Raw genomic sequence first — 17,644 nt, forward strand, 5'->3', positions numbered from 1 at the left:
CACCTTCACCGATGCCACGATGAATCAGCGGCGAGCTAGACAGAGCCAGTTGGGAGTTCAGCGCGTGCCTGGGTACAACCTTGTCGATGAACCGTGGCTGGCGGTGCGCCCCGTCGGCGGCGGGCCTCCCGTGAAGCTGGGGATCGCCGAGGTCCTGGCCCGGGCCCACGAACTGGAGTGCCTCGTCGTCGAGTTCTCCACCCAGCTGCCGGCCGTCCTGCGCCAGGTCCTGCTGCCCGTCGTCGCCCACGCCACTGGCGCACCCGTGACCCTCCGGAACAAGGGCGACCGGCTCGCGCAGAAGGACGGGTTCACACAGGACGAACTGGACAGGCTCCAGGCCCACTTCGACAAGCACCGCGCGCAGTTCGACCTCTTCGACCCGGTCTCCCCCTTCGCGCAGGTCGCCGGACTGCGGACCGCCAAGGACGAGACGAAGGGCTCCGCCGCCCTGGTGGCGACCGCGGCGAGCGGCAACAACGTCCCGCTGTTCGCCAACCGCAGCGACGCGGACCCGCTCGACCTGACGCCGGCCCAGGCCGCCCACTGGCTCCTGCACGCCCACTGCTGGGACACCGCCGCCATCAAGACCGGCGTCGTCGGCGACGACCAGGTCAAGGCGGGCAAGACCACGGGCAACCCGACCGGCCCGCTCGGCCAGCTCGGCGTCATCGTCCCCACCGGGCGCACCCTGTACGAGACCCTCCTGCTGAACCTCCCGGTCACCCCGCCCGAGGTCCTCGGCGTCCCGCAGTGGATGCGCGGCCCGCACGAACCCGCCTGGAAGCCCCGTAAAGCCGAGGGCCTCCTCGACCTGTGGACGTGGCAGGCGCGGCGGATCCGCCTCATCCCGCACCAGGACGAGACCGGTCGGCCGAGGGTCGCGCGGGTGGTCGTCAGCGCCGGTGACCGGCTCACGCCGATGTCCGAGCAAGAGCCGCACACGGCCTGGACGTTCACCGCGCCCGCCAAGAAGGCCGCCGCCGCCCTGCCCGAGCGCAGGCCGCGCCGCCACACCCAGGGCAAGGCCGCCTGGCGCGGCCTGGACGCCCTCCTCGCGCCCACCCGCCAGAGCTCCGACGGCGCCTTCGAGACCAGCGTTCTGCTCGACGAGGTCAGCGCCCTGCGGGAGGACGGCCGGCTCCCCGCCGACTACCCGCTGCAGGTCGAGACCTTCGGCATGGTCTACGGCACCCAGTCCGCCATCGTCGAGGACGTCATTCACGACGCCATCCCCCTGCCCCTGCTCGCCCTCCACCAGGACAGCGAGGCCCACCAGCTCCTCCTGGACGTGGCCGAGCAGGCGGAGCAGCTCGCGAAGGCCGTCAACAACCTCTCCGCCGACCTGCGCCGGGCCGCCGGCGCCGACCCCATCCCCTGGGACAAGGGCCAGCGCCCCGGCGACCTCCTCCTGCACACCCTCGACCCCCTGGTGCGCCGCCTGCTCGCCGGCGTCCGCGACGCCGGAGCCGACGACGACGTCCTGGAGCGGGGCAGGCTCGCCTGGGAGGAAGTCGCCCACCACCGCGCACGGGACGCGGCGAACGAACTCCTGCTGGCCGCCCCGGCCACCACCTTCACGGGCCGCACCATCACCCCGGCAGGCACGTCGGGCACGTCGGGCAAGTCGCAGACCTACAAGCTCGGCACCGCCGGCGCCAACTTCCGGCACCGGCTCGACGAGATCCTTCCCCGGTACGCCGACGCCGTCCGGGAAGCGGCCGCCGCCCGCGCCGCCGGGACCGGACGCGCCCTCGAACCCGATCCCGCCCCTGGAGCGGACCTTGACGACTGAGCACACCACCACCGCCAAGCAGCGCCGGTACTGGGACGAGTACACCGCCCCCGACCACACCTGGCGTCTCGACCCCCGCACCAAGCAGCCGCGCCGGCCCCCCGGCGAGGACCTCGCGGCCATGCGCTCCGGCCTGGGCCGCCCCGTCATGGACAGCCCCAAGATGTGGCCGCTCTACAGCTGCGAGGTCAACGACGTCCTCGCCCTGCGCGACGAGGTCTCCGACGAGCAGAAGGCCGAGCACGCCGCCCTCGCCCTCTACGGCCTGCACCAGCAGAGCCAGTCCAGGCCGATGCACCGCCGCGGCGTCAAGCTCGGCGAGGCCCTGCGGGCGCTGCGCCGCAGCGGCAAGTTCAGCGAGGAGGCGCTCGACACCCGCGTCGCCCAACTCGCCGGTGCCACCAGCGTCTCCGCGCTGCTGGTCCACCTGCGCGGCCTGGTCACCCAGCTGCGCACCGTCGGACAGCCGCTGGACTACGACCACCTGATGGCCGACATCCAGGCCTGGCACCACACCGACCGGCGCCCGCAGGTCCGCCTCAAGTGGGCCGTCGGCTACCAGGCTTGGAAGGACAAGGCGCCCGCCGACTGATCGCCCGCCGGCCGATCGCACGCCGCTCAACCGCACGCCGACCGATCACACGCTGACCGGTCACCCGCCGCCTAATCACCCGCCGCCCAATCGCCCGCCGACCTACGCCCGGACCACCACCCTTCGAGGAGCAGCGCATGACCGACCGCCTCTACATCGACGTGCACATCCTGCAGACCGTCCCGCCGGCGAACCTCAACCGAGACGACAACGGCAACCCGAAGGAGGCCTACTTCGGCGGCAAGCGCCGCTCCCGCGTCTCCTCCCAGGCCTGGAAGCGCGCGACCCGCATCCACTTCGCCGAGAGCCGCGACCGGCAGGACCTCGCCACCCGCACCAAGCGGATCGCCGCCCAGCTCGCCAAGGGCATCGCCGAGCGCACCGGCCTCGCCGCCGAGGACGCCCAGCGGCTCGCCGACGCGCTGATCAAGTCGACCGGGATCTCCGCGGGCAAGAAGGAGGGCGACACCGCCTACCTGCTCTTCTACGGGCGCCGCCAGCTGGACGCCATCGCCGCCCTGGTCGCCGACACGGCCGCCGACCTCGCCGCCCTCGACGCCAAGGCCCTCGACGAGGCGGTCAAGGCCCTGCCGGTCAAGGAGCAGCTGCAGACGGGCCACCCGGCCGACGTCGCGCTCTTCGGCCGTATGGTCGCGGACATCCCGGGGCTGAACGTGGACGCCGCGACGCAGGTCGCGCACGCGATCTCGACCCACGCCGCCGAGCTCGAGTTCGACTACTACACGGCGGTCGACGACGAGAACGCGGCCGACGAGACCGGCGCCGGGATGATCGGCACCATCGGCTTCAACTCGGCCACGCTCTACCGCTACGCGACCGTCGGCCTGCACCAGCTGTGGGAGAACCTCGGCGACGACAAGGCCACCGTCGACGCCGTCGACCTGTTCGTCGACTCCTTCGCCCGTTCCATGCCGACCGGTTACGGCAACTCCTTCGCCCACCGCACCCGTCCGAGCCTGGTCGCCGTCGTCGTGCGCGCCGACCAGCCGGTGAACCTCGTCTCCGCGTACGAGAACCCGGTCCCGGCGAGCCGGGGCATCGTCGCGGAGTCCGCGCGCCGCCTCGCGGGGGAGTTCGCCACCGCCACCGAGCAGTGGGGCGACACCCCGCTGTACGTCGGCATCTGCCACACCCTCGGCACCGCCGACGCCGACGAGACCGGGCAGCAGCTGGCGGAGGCCTTCGGCGCGAACCGCACCTTCCCCGAGCTGCGCGAGGGCCTGCGCACCGCGCTCATCGAGCGGGTGAACGACAACTGATGCCCGCCGACCCCACTCCCACGACGGTCCCGAAGGACGAGGCGCAGGCGGTCCTCGTGCTGCGCCTCGCCGGGCCGCTCCAGTCCTGGGGTGACCGCAGCGCGTTCAACCGCCGCGACAGCCGGCCCCAGCCGACCAAGTCCGGCGTCGTCGGCCTGCTCGCGGCCGCCGCGGGCCGCCCGCGCGAAGCGGACATCACCGACCTGGTCGGCCTGCGCCTGGGCGTGCGCATCGACCAGCCCGGCACCCTGCTGCGCGACTACCACACCGTCAGCGACTACCGGGGCCGGCCGCTGCCGCAGGCCGGGGTGAACGCCAAGGGCGTGCAGAAGCCGACCTCCCCGGCCAAGGACACCCACGTCACCCACCGCTACTACCTCCAGGACGCGGTGTTCGTCGCGGCCGTCCAGGGCCCGGCCGCCCTCGTCGAGACGCTCGCCGAGGCGATCCGCCGCCCCGCCTTCCCACTCGCCCTCGGCCGGCGCTCCTGCGTGCCCACCCAGCCGCTCGCCCTCGGTGCCGTGCGCGACGGCACCCTGGAGGACGTCCTCGCCGACGAACCCTGGCAGGCGGGCGACGCGGCCAAGAGCGCCTACCGGCGGCGGGCCGAGCGAGCCGCGGAGCCGTTCTCGCCGCACCGGATCGACCTGGCCGCGACCTTCGACGACCCGTCGGGCGACGACACCCTCCAGGATGTCCCGCGCTCCTTCGACCCCCGCGAACGCGGCTTCTCCACCCGACGGATCCGCCACGCCTGGCTTACCGTCCCCACCGGCCTCGCCCCGTCCACCACGACCGCGCAACCGTCCGCCGCCGCCTCGGCCGCAGCTGCGACCACCGGCCACGACCCGTTCGCCCTGCTGGGCTGGTGACCCGATGACCTACCTCTCCCGCGTCCGCATCAACCCGCTGCGCGCCGCCAGCCGTACCCTGCTCGCCAACCCCCGCGCCCTGCACGGCGCCGTGACGGCCGGCATCCCCGACACCGAACCCGGTGACCGGATCCTGTGGCGCCTGGACGCCGACCACCCGCGCCGCCCGATGCTGCTGGTCCTCACCCCCTCCAAGCCGGACTGGACCCACATCGTCGAACAAGCGGGATGGCCTGACGCCGACGGCGAGCACTACGCGATCCGCGACTACAGCCCGCTGCTCGGCCAGCTCGCCGTCGGCCGCGAGTTCGCCTTCCGCCTCAAGGCCAGCCCCGTCCAGAACACCTCCAAGCCCGAGAAGCCCAGCGCTCACCACACCAAGAGCGCCGCCGAACTCCACCACCGCTCCTACCGCTTGGCCCACCGCACCGCCGCCCAGCAGCTCGCCTGGTTCCTGGACCGCACCGAGCGCTGGGGCTTCACCGTCCCCGAGGCCCGCACCGACCACCCGGCACCGGGCCTCGAACCGTCGGACTCCGCCGCCCCCGCCGACGCGCGGCCCGCCCGTGAGGTACGGATCACCGACCGCAGCCGCAGCAGCTTCACCAAACCCGGCACCCGCACCGCCGTCACCCTCACCACCGCCACCTTCGAAGGCCGCCTGCGCATCAGCGACCCAGCCCTCCTGCAGACGGCGCTCCTCGGCGGCATCGGCCCGTCCAAGGCCTACGGCTGCGGCCTGCTCACCCTCGCGCCGCTGCCCGCCGGAGCCCGCTGACCGATGGCCGACATCTGGTGGAAAGCCCACCCCCACGACCTGCACCGCCTCGCCGACCGGGTCTCCAGCGTCTACGTCGAGCGCAGCCACATCGACCGCGACGAGAACGCCGTCGTCGTCATCAACAAGCGCGAGACCGTCCGCGTCCCGGCGGCGATGGTCGCCGTCATGCTCCTCGGCCCGGGCACCCGCATCACCCACGGCGCCGTCAACCTCCTCGCCGACTCCGGCACCACCGTGTGCTGGGTCGGCGAGCAGGGCGTGCGTATGTACGCCGCCGGCCTCGGCCCCAGCCGCGGCGCGGCCCTCCTCAACCGGCAGGCCTGGCTGGTGAGTCGGACGAAGGAACGCCTGGCCGTCGCACGGACCATGTACCGCATGCGGTTCCCTGGCGAGGACGTCAGCACCGCCACCATGCAGCAACTGCGCGGCCGCGAGGGCGCCCGCATCCGCAAGCTCTACCAGGCCGAAGCCCGCCGAACCGGCGTCCCCTGGAACGGACGGGTCTACAAGGCCGGCGACGCGTACGCCGCGGGCGACGACCTCAACCGCCTCCTGTCGGCGGCCAACGCCGCGCTCTACGGGATCTGCCACGCGGTCATCACCGGCCTGGGCGCCAGCCCCGGACTCGGCTTCGTCCACACCGGACTGGCCACCTCGTTCGTCCTCGATATCGCCGACCTCTACAAGGCCGAGTACACGATCCCCCTCGCCTTCGACCTCGCCCAGCAGGGCCACACCGAGGAACGCGACGCCCGCCTCGGCCTGCGCGACCGCATCGCCCAGGACAAGCTGCTGGGCCGCATCGTGAACGACGTCAAGACCCTCCTCAGCCCGGAGGGCACCGAGATGCCCGACGTCGAGGTCAACGAACTCTGGGACGAACGCGTCGGCACCGTCCAAGGCGGCGTCAACTGGTCCGGCACCGAAGGCCCGCCGGTCCCCGCCGCCTCCGACCCGGGCATGGGCGACGACCACCTGGCCATCATCGGCCCGGAGTTCACCCAGGACACGAGCAGCCCATGACCGTCATCCTCCTCATCGCCGCCCCCGAAGGCCTCCGCGGCCACCTCACCCGCTGGATGGTCGAAGTCAGCGCCGGCGTCTTCGTCGGCACCCCCAGCCGCCGCATCCGCGACCGCCTCTGGGACCTCCTCGCCACCCGCATCGGCGACGGCCAAGCCGTCCTCGTAGAGCCCGCCACCAACGAACAAGGCTGGACCGTCCGCACGGCGGGCAAGGACCGCTGGAAGCCTGTCGACTTCGACGGACTGATCCTCTCGGCCCGCTCCCGCAGATAAACACGCAGGTCAAGAAGTGTCGGCCCCGCACGCGCGGGGATGGCTCCGCGATGGCGAAGGAGACGCTGGCCACCGCCGGGTCGGCCCCGCACGCGCGGGGATGGCTCCTGATGCTGCTGGCGGCCCGCTTCGAGTGACGGGTCGGCCCCGCACGCGCGGGGATGGCTCCCTCGCGGGTGGACGACGTGACTACCCGTGTGGGTCGGCCCCGCACGTGCGGGGATGGCTCGCAGAAGGTGGCCGAGCGCGAGCGGGACCAGCTATCGGCCCCGCACGCGCGGGGATGGCTCCGGCTACGTGTTCCTCGACTGGACGGAGGACGGATCGGCCCCGCACGCGCGGGGATGGCTCCCGCTCGCGTCTGCCGCTGCCGCGTGCCTCGACATCGGCCCCGCACACGCGGGGGTGGCTCACATCGCGCCACCTCTCGGCTCTCCTTCGGAAAAGGCCGTGAGGTGGCGGTTTGTTGTAGTTGTGGGAGATATGACCGATCTGTCACCATCCCTCGCCATGCACCTCGGCCGCATGGCGATCGTCGCGCAGGACCTGCCCGCCTCGACGCGAGCGTGGATCCCGGGCGCGATCGAGCCGCACTTCACGCCGGCGGCGAGGACGGGTCGGTAGGCTGCGGATATGCGTTCCGTGGTGTTCGACATCGGCGAGACCCTGACCAGCGACACCAGGTACTGGGGTGACTGGGCCCGGTGGCTCGGCGTCCCCACTCACACGATGTCCGCGCTGGTCGGTTCCGTGCTGGCCGAGGGCCGCGATAACGCTGACGCGATCCGGATCATCAGGCCGGGCGTGGATGTGGCCGCCGAGTGGCGGGACCGGCAGACGGCCGGACAGGGGGACTATCTCGACGAGTCAGACCTGTACGCGGACGTCCGTCCGGCGCTGGCCCGACTGCGCGAGGCTGGGCTGTGGGTGGGCATCGCGGGTAACCAGAACTCGGTGGTGTCGGACCTGCTGCGCGGCCTTGACCTGCCGGCGGATGCCATCGCCACCTCAGCCGAGTGGGGCGTTTCCAAGCCCTCGCCGGAGTTCTTCGAGCGGGTGACCGAGTGGGCGCCCGGTGAGCCTGACGGGATCGTGTACGTCGGTGACCACCCGGCGAACGACATCACCCCGGCCCGGGCGGCCGGCCTTCGGACCGCGCACCTTCGCCGCGGTCCGATCGGGCTCACGACCAGTGCGCCTGCCGCGGACTGGACGGTCAACTCGCTGACCGAGCTGGCCGACGCGCTGATCGGCCAGTAGCAGAACCGCCTCGGCGGCGTGCCCGCCGAGGCGATCCGGTCCGGCGCCGGAGGGGTGCCGGTACCGTTCCGAGTGCGACCACGGAACGGAGCCACTCTGTGCCCGAAACCACCACCCTGGGCCTACGGATCGAAACAGCGCGGCACGCAGCGAAATTGACGCGTCGTCAACTAGAAGCGCTGTCCGGCGTCTCGTACAGCACCATCCGCAAGGTCGAGCGCGCCGAACGGTGGCCAGGCGACGGCATCCTGGAGGCACTGACCCACGCACTCGGCCGCACCCCGGAGGACCTTCTGGACGGTCCCGGCCGTACCGACAGCAGAGTGCACGCGGCCGTCCCTGCACTGCAGCGCGCGATCGCCGCGTACGACCTGCCAGAGGACGGCCCGGTCCGCCCCCTTCCGGAGCTGGCGGCGGCCGTCGACCGAGCGGTCGAGGACCGGGTGCAGTCGCAGTACGCCCGGCTCGCTGAGGACGTGCCGGGCCTGCTGGCGGAGCTGTTCCGTGCGGTCGATCAGGCACTCGCCGCCGACCACGCCCAGGCCGCCCGTTGCCTCGCGCTGGCCATTCGGTCAGCGGACGCGGTGGCCTACAAGTACGGGTACCGTGATCTGTCGGCCAGGCTGGTCGAACTGATGCGGTGGGCTGCCGCGCTGGCCGCTGATCCCGCCCTTGAAGCCGCAGCTGCCTACGTTCGCATGGAAACCTTCTTTTCTGCCAACCAGCTCGACCCCGGCCTGCGGTCGCTCAGGGCCGCCATCGATCGGGTGCCACCGCTCAGCACGGAGTCACTCAGGGCTGCCGCAGCGGCCCTGCACATGCGGGCCGCGGTGGTGGCCGGCCGCATGCGGCGGCCCGACGATGCCCGGGAGCACCTGAGGGATGCCGAGGCGCTGGCCTCCCGGGTGAGGGAGCAGCTGTACGACGGCACCGCCGTGGGCCCGGACAGCCTGGAGATCCACCGCCTGGCGGTGGCGGTGGAGTTGGGTGAGCCGGGTGATCTGCGGGAGGCAGTGGATGCCGCGACACGGTGGGCGCCGCCGTGGGACCTGCCTGCCGAGCGCCGCTCTCACTACTACATCGACCTCGGAAGGGCCCAGGTACAGCTGGGCCGACCGCAGCACGCTGCCGATAGCCTCCTGGTGGCCCGGCAGATTGCGCCGCAGCACGTCCGCGAGCACGGGCAGGTACGGACCGAGCTGGCGACGATGGTCCGGCTGACTCGCGGACGCGATGCCCGGGTGATGGCGCTGGCCCGGTGGGCGCGGGCCGTGTAGCGAGCCGGGGTGCCACAGGTTGTGGCACTTCTGGGGGCAGTGGCCGGGGATCGTGGTCCGTGTGACAGGGACACCGAACGAGATCGCTGTGGACCCGGCCACGATCAGCCCTGCACGTCTCCATGGCGAGGCGTGCGTACGGTGCGGCTCCCCTGAGCCGCCGCTGATCGCGGCCGGTCACGTCTACACCCCGACCAGTGCTACCTCGGCTCCGCTCGGCTGGGCCGTAGTTGCGCACCTGAGCTGCATGGAGGAGCAGTGACCTTCCACCTGCCCACCGTTCAGCCCGCAGCCGCTCGTCGTCCGCCCCGCGCGGCGCCCCCGGGCGACGCGGACGCGACCTGGGCCCGGACGCGGCGAGACGAGCACCGGTCCGTCGCCGGCGGCTGCCCCCGCTGCGGCCTGCCGTGGCCGTGCCCCGCCGCCGTGGACGCGCGGGAGCGCATTATGGAGAACCGGTGACGGAGCAGACACAGAGCCAGATCGACACCCAAGCCCCGGCCGACCCTCGCGAACGGGTGTGCGGTCACTGCCGCACCTGCGGCCAGTACGGCCTCGGTACCTACGACGGGCAACTCGGCGCGAGCCTCTACGACTGGATCGCCGACCACGTCGGGTGCCTGAAGCGAGACACGGAGGCGAAGTGGTGACCGGCGACGCGGATGCGTCCTCTGCCTGGATCACCGCGGAACTCGACCAGGCCCGGGCCGTACGGAGGGACGGGCGGCGGACCCTGGACTTGGGGGGCAACGTTCCCGTCCACGCCGGTCAGGAGCTCTGGCTCCGAGCGGTTGCCGTAGCCATGGTGATCAGCGAGGGCAACGAGTGAGCGCCGTCGGTGGGATGCCTGCCGGGGGCTCAGGATGAGTGGGGGTTGTGCACTGGCTGCTGGACATGGGTCAGGGGCCCGGTCCTGAGGGATATCACGGCGTACACCTCCGAGGTGGCCCACTGCCAGCCGGACGCTTCCCCTGCTCCGAGTACAGGAGGTCTGCCGTCACTGCCCGCAGGGCTGGTCGGCGGACCTCCTCCGGGGCGACCTGCTCGGTGAACGTCAAGGCTGCGACCGTGTGGCGATGCTCGCCGAGGTGGTGTCACATGCGCGTGCAGTCCGTGCCGTACCGGCCCGGCGCTCTGGTGTCGGCAGCCGCTCCGGGGCGATCCGTGCCGCGTGCGGGACGCCTTCATCAGGGCCCACAGAGTCCGTCACGAGTGAAGCTCTGCCCGACCACCCCGAGGTGCAGAACCCGGCCCACCACACCCCGCAGCCCGGTAGCCTGCCGCACAGCGACCAGCCCGCGGCCGCCATGGCCTGCCCGATGTGCGGGTCGGGCGCCACCTACCAGACCATGGACGGCCGGTGGGGCTGCACCCAGTGCGGCTCGACCTGGGCCTGAGCAAGCAGGAGGACGGCAGCATGCCGATCTGCGCCGAGTGCTGCACAGCGGATGCAGTCATCGAGGACCTGGACGTGGACCCCCCTCGGCCGTGGTGCCTGGGGTGCGCCACCGCCCTGGTCGCCGCAGGTGACCCGGTGATCAACTACCGGTCCCTGACAGCCTCGGCAGCCGAGTACTCGCGTACTCTGACGGCCCGCAGCACCGCGACGTTGCCGTTCGGGTAGTTGCCGACCGACCACACGACGAACGCGCCCCCGCCCGGCCGAAGCCGAGCGGGGGCGCGGTAGTTCAGAGGCAGAGCCCAGCGAGGACAGCCACCAGCGCGGCCAGCAGCCCCGAGACGATCCCGACGACCGAGGACACCGGGCTGCGCACCTGTCGCCGGTCCGCTTACGGCACTTCCTCGGCCGCAGTACGGGCGCGCTCACCTTCGACCGGGCGCCGCTCGTGGTCGGCGAGCGTGGGTGCTGTGGAGCCACCCCGCGAGCGCGGGGCCGACCGCCGCCTCCCGGTCTTGCGCGCCCGCGCGAAGGAGAAGCCCCCGCGAGCGCGGGGCCGACACGAACCGCACCAGATCGCGGAGGTCATGGGCAGAGCAACCCCCGCGAGCGCGGGGCCGACAGGAACTCGATTCCGTCGCAGTGGTGAATCAGGGAGCAACCCCCGCGAGCAGGTGGTGGGCTACATCCGGATGCCGGAGCAACCCCCGCGAGCGCGGGGCCGACAGCACCGGCCGGTGGTCGGGGATCGGCTCGACCGAGCAACCCCCGCGAGCGCGGGGCCGACCGGGAATCCATCACCATCGTGGACCGCTACCGGGAGCAACCCCCGCGAGCGCGGGGCCGACTGATTCCGTGACGGAACCGGAATCCTCTACCCGGAGCAACCTCCGCGGCGCGGGGCCGACATCCGCGACCTGAACGAGCATGCGTGGGACACGGAGCAACCCCGCGAGCGCGGGGCCGACGCGCACATGGACATGGACGCCTTTGTAAGCCGGGAGAAACCCCCGCGAGCGCGGGGCCGACGGAACCGGTCTTCAACGGTGGGTGGAGGCGACGGAGTAACCCCCGTGAGCGCGGGGCTGATGCGATGGCCACGTCGAACGGCAGGTCGGCGGCGGAGTAACCCCCGCGAGCGCGGGGCCGACGAGCAGTTCGTCAAGTCGGCCGCCTACCAGACGGAGTAACCCCCGCGAGCGCGGGGCCGACCGAACGTCGCCGGCGGCGCGGCGGCGAGCGCCAGAGTAGCCCCTGCGAGCGCGGGGCCGACGACGGTGTGGGTCAGCCCGACTCGATCACCGAGGAGTAACCCCCGCGAGCGCGGGGCCGACACGCCGCTCGGGAGCTGGACGCCGTACGCCCCGGAGTAACCCCCGCGAGCGCGGGGCCGACCCGGACACTGCCCCCGTGGTGGACCACTGGTGGGAGTAATCCCCGCGAGCGCGGGGCCGACGTCCAGGACGACCCGACGCGGGGGCTGTTCCCGGAGTAACCCCCGCGAGCGCGGGGCCGACGTCGATGCCGAGCTGTGCTGCGCGGGTCTTGAGGAGCAACCCCCGCGAGCGCGGGTCCGACCGTGATCCGGTAGCGCTCCAGGTCCGCAGCCTGGAGCAACCCCCGCGAGCGCGGGGCCGACAATTCCGTGTGGGTCGAGGACTACATGCACGAGGAGCAACCCCCGCGAGCGCGGGGCCGACCCCGGCCTGACCTCCCTGGCCCGCATCCTTCAGGAGTAACCCCCGCGAGCGCGGGGCCGACGGTGGTCTGCTCGGACATTTGGTGGCGCTCGTTGAGCAACCCCCGCGAGCGCGGGGCCGACGACGACGATCGAGCGGGCGAGCAGGCCGGAGAGGAGCAACCCCCGCGAGCGCGGGGCCGACTCCCAGTCCCCCGACACCGGCGCGACCACGGAGGAGCAACCCCCGCGAGCGCGGGGCCGACAGGACGGCGGGTCGGGTGAGTGGCTGGTATCGGGAGCAACCCCCGCGAGCGCGGGGCCGACGCAGCCGTTGGCCGGTGATCGGGCGGCGAGGGGGAGCAACCCCCGCGAGCGCGGGGCCGACCCTCGCGGTGAACGAGGAGCCGAGCCCGCTCCCGAGCAACCCCCGCGAGCGCGGGGCCGACGTCCGGGGAGCGTGCCTGTGACGGCGGGGGCTGGAGCAACCCCCGCGAGCGCGGGGCCGACCTCCTCGTACTCAACCTGCTGGCGAGCGGCGCGGAGCAACCCCCGCGAGCGCGGGGCCGACCCGTCGCAGAGCGGGACGACCCTGGTGCGGCCGGAGCAACCCCCGCGAGCGCGGGGCCGACGTGTGTGCCGGTCGGGGTGGGTTGGCTGTCTGTGAGCAACCCCCGCGAGCGCGGGGCCGACCACCGGGACGGCGTCCGGTGAGCGCCGACTTCGGAGCAACCCCCGCGAGCGCGGGGCCGACGCGCTGTCGGGTCGGGTGGGCCTGCGGCGCCGGGAGCAACCCCCGCGAGCGCGGGGCCGACGTTTCGTCCGGGGTGGGGCCGCCGGGCCCGCCGGAGCAACCCCCGCGAGCGCGGGGCCGACCGAGGATGAAGAACTCCTCCCCGGCGGTGGCGTGAGCAACCCCCGCGAGCGCGGGGCCGACGCTGAGCGTGGAGGACGGGCCGGACCTGCCGGAGAGCAACCCCCGCGAGCGCGGGGCCGACTCCGTCTTCTCCGCCGACCAGCCGTGCTTGTCGGAGCAACCCCCGCGAGCGCGGGGCCGACATCTTCAGCGCCCGGGAGATGATCCGGTGCACCGAGCAACCCCCGCGAGCGCGGGGCCGACCGCAGGCCGGGCAGAGGGCCTGGTCCTCGGTGGGAGCAACCCCCGCGAGCGCGGGGCCGACGGTGGGTGTCACCGATGCGCCACGGGCCGGGCGGAGCAACCCCCGCGAGCGCGGGGCCGACGCTTGCTGACCTGCGGTGATTCGCTTCAGCGAGCGCTATTTGATTCAGTTCGATTCGGTTGGCTATCCATAGTGGAGCTCATGGGTAGTTGGTGGTGGAGTTGGCTGGCCTTGTGGTGATGGTGGGCTGGATGGCAAGTGGCGAGCGGGACTTCGCAGGCGGGCTGACGCTGACCAGGGGCACGGTGGAGGTTCCCGGGTCGAAGACGCTTGGGGACGGCGGGGTGAGGAGGTGCCCCGGTGTGCGGTACAACCGCGCACCGGGGCACCTCCAGCCTGCCCAAGTGGTGCTATGCGTCGGTCAGTTGTCCACGTCGTAGGCCACGGTGACTGGGGCGTGGTCGGACCACCGCTCCGCGTGGGTGTCGGCGCGTTCGACGCGGGCGTCGGTGGCCTTGGTGGCGAGGGTGGGGGTGGTGACCTGGAGGTCGATGCGCCAGCCGGAGTCGTTGTCGAAGGCGCGGCCGCGGTAGGACCACCAGGAGTAGGGGCCGGTGCGGTCGGGGTGGAGGGCGCGGACGACGTCGACGTAGCCGGCCTCGTCGTAGACGCGGGAGAGCCAGGCGCGTTCTTCGGGGAGGAAGCCGGCGGACTTCTGGTTGGCCTTCCAGTTCTTGAGGTCCTCGGGGCGGTGGGCGATGTTCCAGTCGCCGCAGACGACGACCTCGCGGCCGTCGGCGGCGGCGCGGGCGCGCAGGGCGGTGAGGTGGACGAGGAATTCCGCCATGAAGCGTTCCTTCTCCTCCTGGCGCTCGGTGCCGACTTCGCCGGAGGGGAGGTAGAGGCTGGCGATGGTCAGGCCGGGCAGGTCGATTTCGACATACCTGCCCGAATTGTCGAATTCATCCGAGCCGAATCCGATCGCCGTGCGCTGCGGCTCCGCGCGGGAGAGGACGGCGACGCCGGCCCGGCCCTTGGTGGCGGCGGGGGCCCAGACGGCGTGCCAGCCGTCCAGGTCGCGCAGTTCGACGGGTAGCTGCTCGGGTTCGGAGCGCACCTCCTGGAGGCAGACCACGTCCGCCTCGGTGCCGGCCAGCCATTCGACGAAGCCCTTCCTGGCCGCCGCCCGGATTCCGTTCACGTTCACACTCGTCACCACGATCACCCGAGCAGCCTACCGACTGGGCGTTCCCGGCCCGAACCGTGACGCGCGGGGTCGGGCGGGTCCCGTCGGAGGGTGTCGATGGTGGTGACAGTGGCTGACAGGAGCTGTCGTGAACGCGGCATGAAGATGTGCGGCAGTCCCATCGAGCCCCGCCATTGGTCTTGACCATCTCCGGACGGAGCACCTAGGGTCACTTACTGCAAGGACCTTTAATAAAGAAGGACGGATAAAGGCCCGCTCTCCCACCTGCCGCGACTGCGGACAGTGGGCTCGGGATCCGCCCTCCTTGTCGCAGGGCGGACAAACTCACGGGTGGAGGACGCGGTGGGGACGACAGGACAGCTTTCGGCGGTGCCGGAGCCGAAGTACTGGCACCTGCGCACGGTGCTGCTGCGGGCCATCGACTCGGAGTTCTCCACCGGTCAGGTGCTGCCCAACGAGCGCGAGCTCTCGGCCCGCTTCGGCGTCGCCCGGGCCACGCTGCGTCAGGCGCTCGACCAGCTGGAGCTGGAGGGCCGCCTGGTGCGCCGCCGGGGGATCGGCACCCTGATCGCCGCCCCGCGGGTCGGCGTCCCGGTCAACCGGCAGGAGGAGGGCTGGCCCGGCACCGCGCGCAACCAGGCCTGGCGGACGGTCGACTGCACCACCGCCCCCGCCTCCGCGCAGCTGGCGAAGGGCCTCGGCATCGCCGAGGGCGCCACCGTGCACACCGTGCGCCGGGTCCGCCTGGTGGAGGGCCGCGCGGTGGCCAGCGAGTCGCTGCACGTCCCGGCCGCCGCCCTGCCGCACCTGCCGGGCTTCCGTGCCGAGAGCGACCGCGCCCGTTCGGTGCTGCGCCAGCTGGAGCGCCTGGAGGTGGACGGCGAGTCCCGCTCGGTCGAGCTGGGTGTCGCCGAGGCCGAGCAGGCCGCCCTGCTGGAGCGCCCGCCGGGCGCGCCCGTCCTGGTCATGACCACCCAGTACGCCTCGGCCGGCCGGCTGGTGGCGCTGGCGGTGGCCACCTACCGGGCGGACACCTGCAAGCTGACCTTCGGCGAGGCCGGACTCGTGGAGGTCACCCCGGTCGGTGCGACGGCCGAGGTCCGTACCGCCTCCTGACGCACCACCCGTGAATCCCTGAACCCCTGAACCATTTTCCGGAAACCCTCAGGTCGAGGCCCGGGCGCCAACTGGCGTCCGGGCCTTTGCCGTTGGGGCCCTGCCGTAAACCGGGCCGGGTCGCCTGGTAGCGTCCGCGTGGCAGTGGTACAGCCACGCAACGGGTGAGGACGGGGGCGACCGGTGAACGCGGTCCTCGCATCGTGGGCGAGGTCGGAGGTGCTGGCCTTCGACTGCCTGTTCCGGGCGGACGGCACGGCCCGGGAGGCGGATATCGACGGGCCGGAGCACCTCCGGCTGGAGCTGGGCGGGCCGGTGGACGTGGCGGCCCTGGTGGCCGATCCGCCGTGGGACGCGGGCAGCGTCGAGGTCATCGACGAGGTCGAACTGCCGGACGGGCTGGGCTACGTGGTCCACGGTGACAGCGGCCTCGGGCGGCCTCAGGCACCTTGGCTTCATCGGTCGGCTCGGACCGGACCGCGGACTGCGGTGGCTCCTGACCATGTCGACCGGCAACCCGTTCGTCGGGGCGTCCGTCGACTGGCCGTTGGCGCACTTCGTCAACGACTGGGGCAGCACGCTCACCCTCGACCTGACCGACCCGGACTTCGCGCCCTGAGGTGACCCCCGCTCCTTGAGCGCGGCGTCAGGCCCGGGGCGGGTCGACGGCGAAGAGCTGCTCCTCGACGTGGTCGAGGGCGACGCGCAGGGCGCCCATCGCCACGACCTCCGAGCCGAGGGCCGCCAGGGCGACCTCGGGAGCGCGCAGGGTGAACTGGGCCAGGCGTTCGCGCAGCGGGTCGAGGACGCCGTCGAGGCCGGCCGCCCAGCCGCCGATGACCACCAGCTGGGGGTCGATGGCCAGGACGAGTGCGGCGACGCCCTGGACGAGGCGGGTGAGGAAGCGGTCCATGGCGACCTTGGCGACCTCGTCGCCCTCCCGGGCCAGCCGCAGTACGCGGGCCACGGCGGCCTCGTCCAGCGGGTTGAGGGGCTTTCCGGTGGTGGACAGCAGGCGCTCGGGGGTGACCTCCTGGCCGAGCAGGTGCAGGGCGCCGATCTCGCCGGCCGCGCCGCCGAAGCCGCGGTGCAGCCGGCCGCCGATGAGGGAGCCGGCGCCCGGGCTGAGGCCGGCCATCACGAAGACGACGTCGTCGGCGCCGACCGCCGATCCCTGCCAGTGCTCGGCGATGGCGGCCAGGTTGGCGTCGTTCTCGATCAGGACCGGGCAGCGGAACGAGCGCCGCAGCTTGGCGCCGAGGTCGAGGCCGGTCCAGCCGGGCATCGCGGTGCCCAGTTGGACGGTGCCCTCGCGGTCGACGATGCCGGGGGTGCCGATGCCGACCGCCCACAGGTTGTCGCGGGAGATGCCGGCCTTGCGCAGCACCTCGGCGACGGCGGTGCGGACGGCGGCGAGCCGGTCCTCGGCGTCGAGGGTCTCGTCCACCGGTTTGAAGTGACTGCCCACCACCTCGCCGGTGAGGTCGGCGAGGATGACCCGGATGTCGTGCACGCCGATCTCGATGCCGAGGATGTGCCCGGCCTCGGCGCGGAAGCGGAACCAGCGGGCGGGGCGGCCGCGGCGGCCGGTGCCCGGCTGGCCGTCCTCCCTCGGCTGCTCGACCTCGGCGACCAGTCCGGTCTCGACCAGGCCCTCGATCACGCCCTCGACCGTCGGGCGGGAGAGCCCGGTCTCGCCGACGAGCTGAGTGAGGGTCACGGAGTGGCCGTTCCGCAGCGCCCGAAGCGTGACCGCCGCGTTGATCCGCCGCAGCAGCGAGGAGTCTCCTCCGGTGAGCCGATCCGCCAATGCGATGCCCTTCGCCGTTCGCGCGACTGCCCTGGCGCGCGGTGTCGAGTGCGCGGTGCCCACCGAATGGCCCGCGGGGGTGCGCCCCCGGAGAACGCGGCAGGGCGGCAGGGGGCCGCCTGCGCGAGGGCCGGAGGACAAGCGGAGCCTACCCGGGG

Annotated in this window: 15 protein-coding genes and 2 CRISPR repeat arrays; of the genes, 13 read left to right on the forward strand and 2 right to left on the reverse strand. The window is 72.7% G+C overall.

Annotated elements, in window-relative coordinates:
• Positions 1-64: 64 nt before the first annotated feature.
• From casA to ACLWS4_RS11525, 12 genes are all read left to right on the forward strand, one after another.
• Entirely contained in the window at positions 65-1,795 is a 1,731-nt protein-coding gene (gene casA / locus ACLWS4_RS11470) for a type I-E CRISPR-associated protein Cse1/CasA (RefSeq protein ID WP_416874015.1), read from the forward strand.
• A complete protein-coding gene (gene casB, locus ACLWS4_RS11475) occupies positions 1,785-2,387 on the forward strand; it encodes a type I-E CRISPR-associated protein Cse2/CasB (protein ID WP_416874016.1) in 603 nt (200 codons plus the stop codon). Before casA ends, casB begins: the two co-directional genes overlap by 11 nt.
• Before the next feature lie 137 nt (positions 2,388-2,524).
• The gene (cas7e, locus tag ACLWS4_RS11480) at positions 2,525-3,667 is read left to right on the forward strand and encodes a type I-E CRISPR-associated protein Cas7/Cse4/CasC (protein ID WP_416874017.1); all 1,143 of its coding nucleotides are present in this window, start codon (positions 2,525-2,527) and stop codon (positions 3,665-3,667) included.
• Entirely contained in the window at positions 3,667-4,539 is an 873-nt protein-coding gene (cas5e, locus tag ACLWS4_RS11485; RefSeq protein WP_416874018.1) for a type I-E CRISPR-associated protein Cas5/CasD, read from the forward strand. The genes cas7e and cas5e overlap by 1 nt, the downstream gene beginning before the upstream one ends.
• A gap of 4 nt (positions 4,540-4,543) precedes the next feature.
• Positions 4,544-5,317 (forward strand): type I-E CRISPR-associated protein Cas6/Cse3/CasE, encoded by a 774-nt coding sequence (gene cas6e / locus ACLWS4_RS11490; RefSeq protein ID WP_416874019.1) that lies wholly within the window; start codon positions 4,544-4,546, stop codon positions 5,315-5,317.
• 3 nt (positions 5,318-5,320) lie between these two features.
• Positions 5,321-6,343 carry a type I-E CRISPR-associated endonuclease Cas1e gene (cas1e, locus tag ACLWS4_RS11495; protein WP_074006006.1) on the forward strand — a complete coding sequence of 341 codons (1,023 nt, stop codon included), beginning with the start codon at positions 5,321-5,323 and terminating at the stop codon, positions 6,341-6,343.
• Positions 6,340-6,618, forward strand: coding sequence for a type I-E CRISPR-associated endoribonuclease Cas2e (cas2e, locus tag ACLWS4_RS11500; RefSeq protein WP_117486717.1), 279 nt, complete (start codon positions 6,340-6,342; stop codon positions 6,616-6,618). Before cas1e ends, cas2e begins: the two co-directional genes overlap by 4 nt.
• A gap of 18 nt (positions 6,619-6,636) precedes the next feature.
• Positions 6,637-7,031: a CRISPR direct-repeat array (repeat unit 29 nt; unit sequence GTCGGCCCCGCACGCGCGGGGATGGCTCC).
• A 220-nt stretch (positions 7,032-7,251) separates the two neighbouring features.
• Positions 7,252-7,878, forward strand: coding sequence for an HAD family hydrolase (locus ACLWS4_RS11505; RefSeq protein WP_416874020.1), 627 nt, complete (start codon positions 7,252-7,254; stop codon positions 7,876-7,878).
• A 98-nt stretch (positions 7,879-7,976) separates the two neighbouring features.
• A complete protein-coding gene (locus ACLWS4_RS11510; RefSeq protein ID WP_416874021.1) occupies positions 7,977-9,155 on the forward strand; it encodes a helix-turn-helix domain-containing protein in 1,179 nt (392 codons plus the stop codon).
• Positions 9,156-9,613: 458 nt separating this feature from the next.
• Complete coding sequence (locus ACLWS4_RS11515) at positions 9,614-9,805, forward strand: hypothetical protein (protein ID WP_416874022.1); 192 nt, start codon at positions 9,614-9,616, stop codon at positions 9,803-9,805.
• 588 nt (positions 9,806-10,393) lie between these two features.
• Positions 10,394-10,552: a hypothetical protein gene (locus ACLWS4_RS11520; protein WP_416874023.1), complete on the forward strand. Its 159-nt coding sequence runs from the start codon at positions 10,394-10,396 to the stop codon at positions 10,550-10,552.
• Positions 10,516-10,779, forward strand: coding sequence for a hypothetical protein (locus tag ACLWS4_RS11525; protein ID WP_387823846.1), 264 nt, complete (start codon positions 10,516-10,518; stop codon positions 10,777-10,779). Before ACLWS4_RS11520 ends, ACLWS4_RS11525 begins: the two co-directional genes overlap by 37 nt.
• A 715-nt stretch (positions 10,780-11,494) precedes the next feature.
• Positions 11,495-13,474: direct repeats of the CRISPR family, unit length 28 nt; unit sequence GAGCAACCCCCGCGAGCGCGGGGCCGAC.
• A 300-nt stretch (positions 13,475-13,774) separates the two neighbouring features.
• Here ACLWS4_RS11525 and ACLWS4_RS11530 read toward each other — a convergent pair.
• Positions 13,775-14,578, reverse strand: coding sequence for an exodeoxyribonuclease III (locus ACLWS4_RS11530; protein WP_416874024.1), 804 nt, complete (start codon positions 14,576-14,578; stop codon positions 13,775-13,777).
• A gap of 324 nt (positions 14,579-14,902) precedes the next feature.
• Between ACLWS4_RS11530 and ACLWS4_RS11535 the strand changes: the two genes are divergently transcribed.
• Positions 14,903-15,676: a GntR family transcriptional regulator gene (locus ACLWS4_RS11535; RefSeq protein WP_074003854.1), complete on the forward strand. Its 774-nt coding sequence runs from the start codon at positions 14,903-14,905 to the stop codon at positions 15,674-15,676.
• Between the two features lie 646 nt (positions 15,677-16,322).
• Here the strand turns inward: ACLWS4_RS11535 and ACLWS4_RS11540 are convergent.
• A complete protein-coding gene (locus tag ACLWS4_RS11540; RefSeq protein WP_049649337.1) occupies positions 16,323-17,486 on the reverse strand; it encodes an ROK family protein in 1,164 nt (387 codons plus the stop codon).
• Positions 17,487-17,644 lie beyond the last annotated feature (158 nt).

It is taken from the genome of Kitasatospora sp. SC0581 (assembly GCF_048159585.1).
Lineage (GTDB): Bacteria > Actinomycetota > Actinomycetes > Streptomycetales > Streptomycetaceae > Kitasatospora.

Bases quoted from the DNA above. Each gene is read 5' to 3' on its own strand.
- cas2e (WP_117486717.1), top strand. From the start codon at position 6,340: ATGACCGTCATCCTCCTCATCGCCGCCCCCGAAGGCCTCCGCGGCCAC.
- cas7e (WP_416874017.1), top strand. From the start codon at position 2,525: ATGACCGACCGCCTCTACATCGACGTGCACATCCTGCAGACCGTCCCG.
- cas1e (WP_074006006.1), top strand. From the start codon at position 5,321: ATGGCCGACATCTGGTGGAAAGCCCACCCCCACGACCTGCACCGCCTC.
- ACLWS4_RS11505 (WP_416874020.1), top strand. From the start codon at position 7,252: ATGCGTTCCGTGGTGTTCGACATCGGCGAGACCCTGACCAGCGACACC.
- cas6e (WP_416874019.1), top strand. From the start codon at position 4,544: ATGACCTACCTCTCCCGCGTCCGCATCAACCCGCTGCGCGCCGCCAGC.
- cas5e (WP_416874018.1), top strand. From the start codon at position 3,667: ATGCCCGCCGACCCCACTCCCACGACGGTCCCGAAGGACGAGGCGCAG.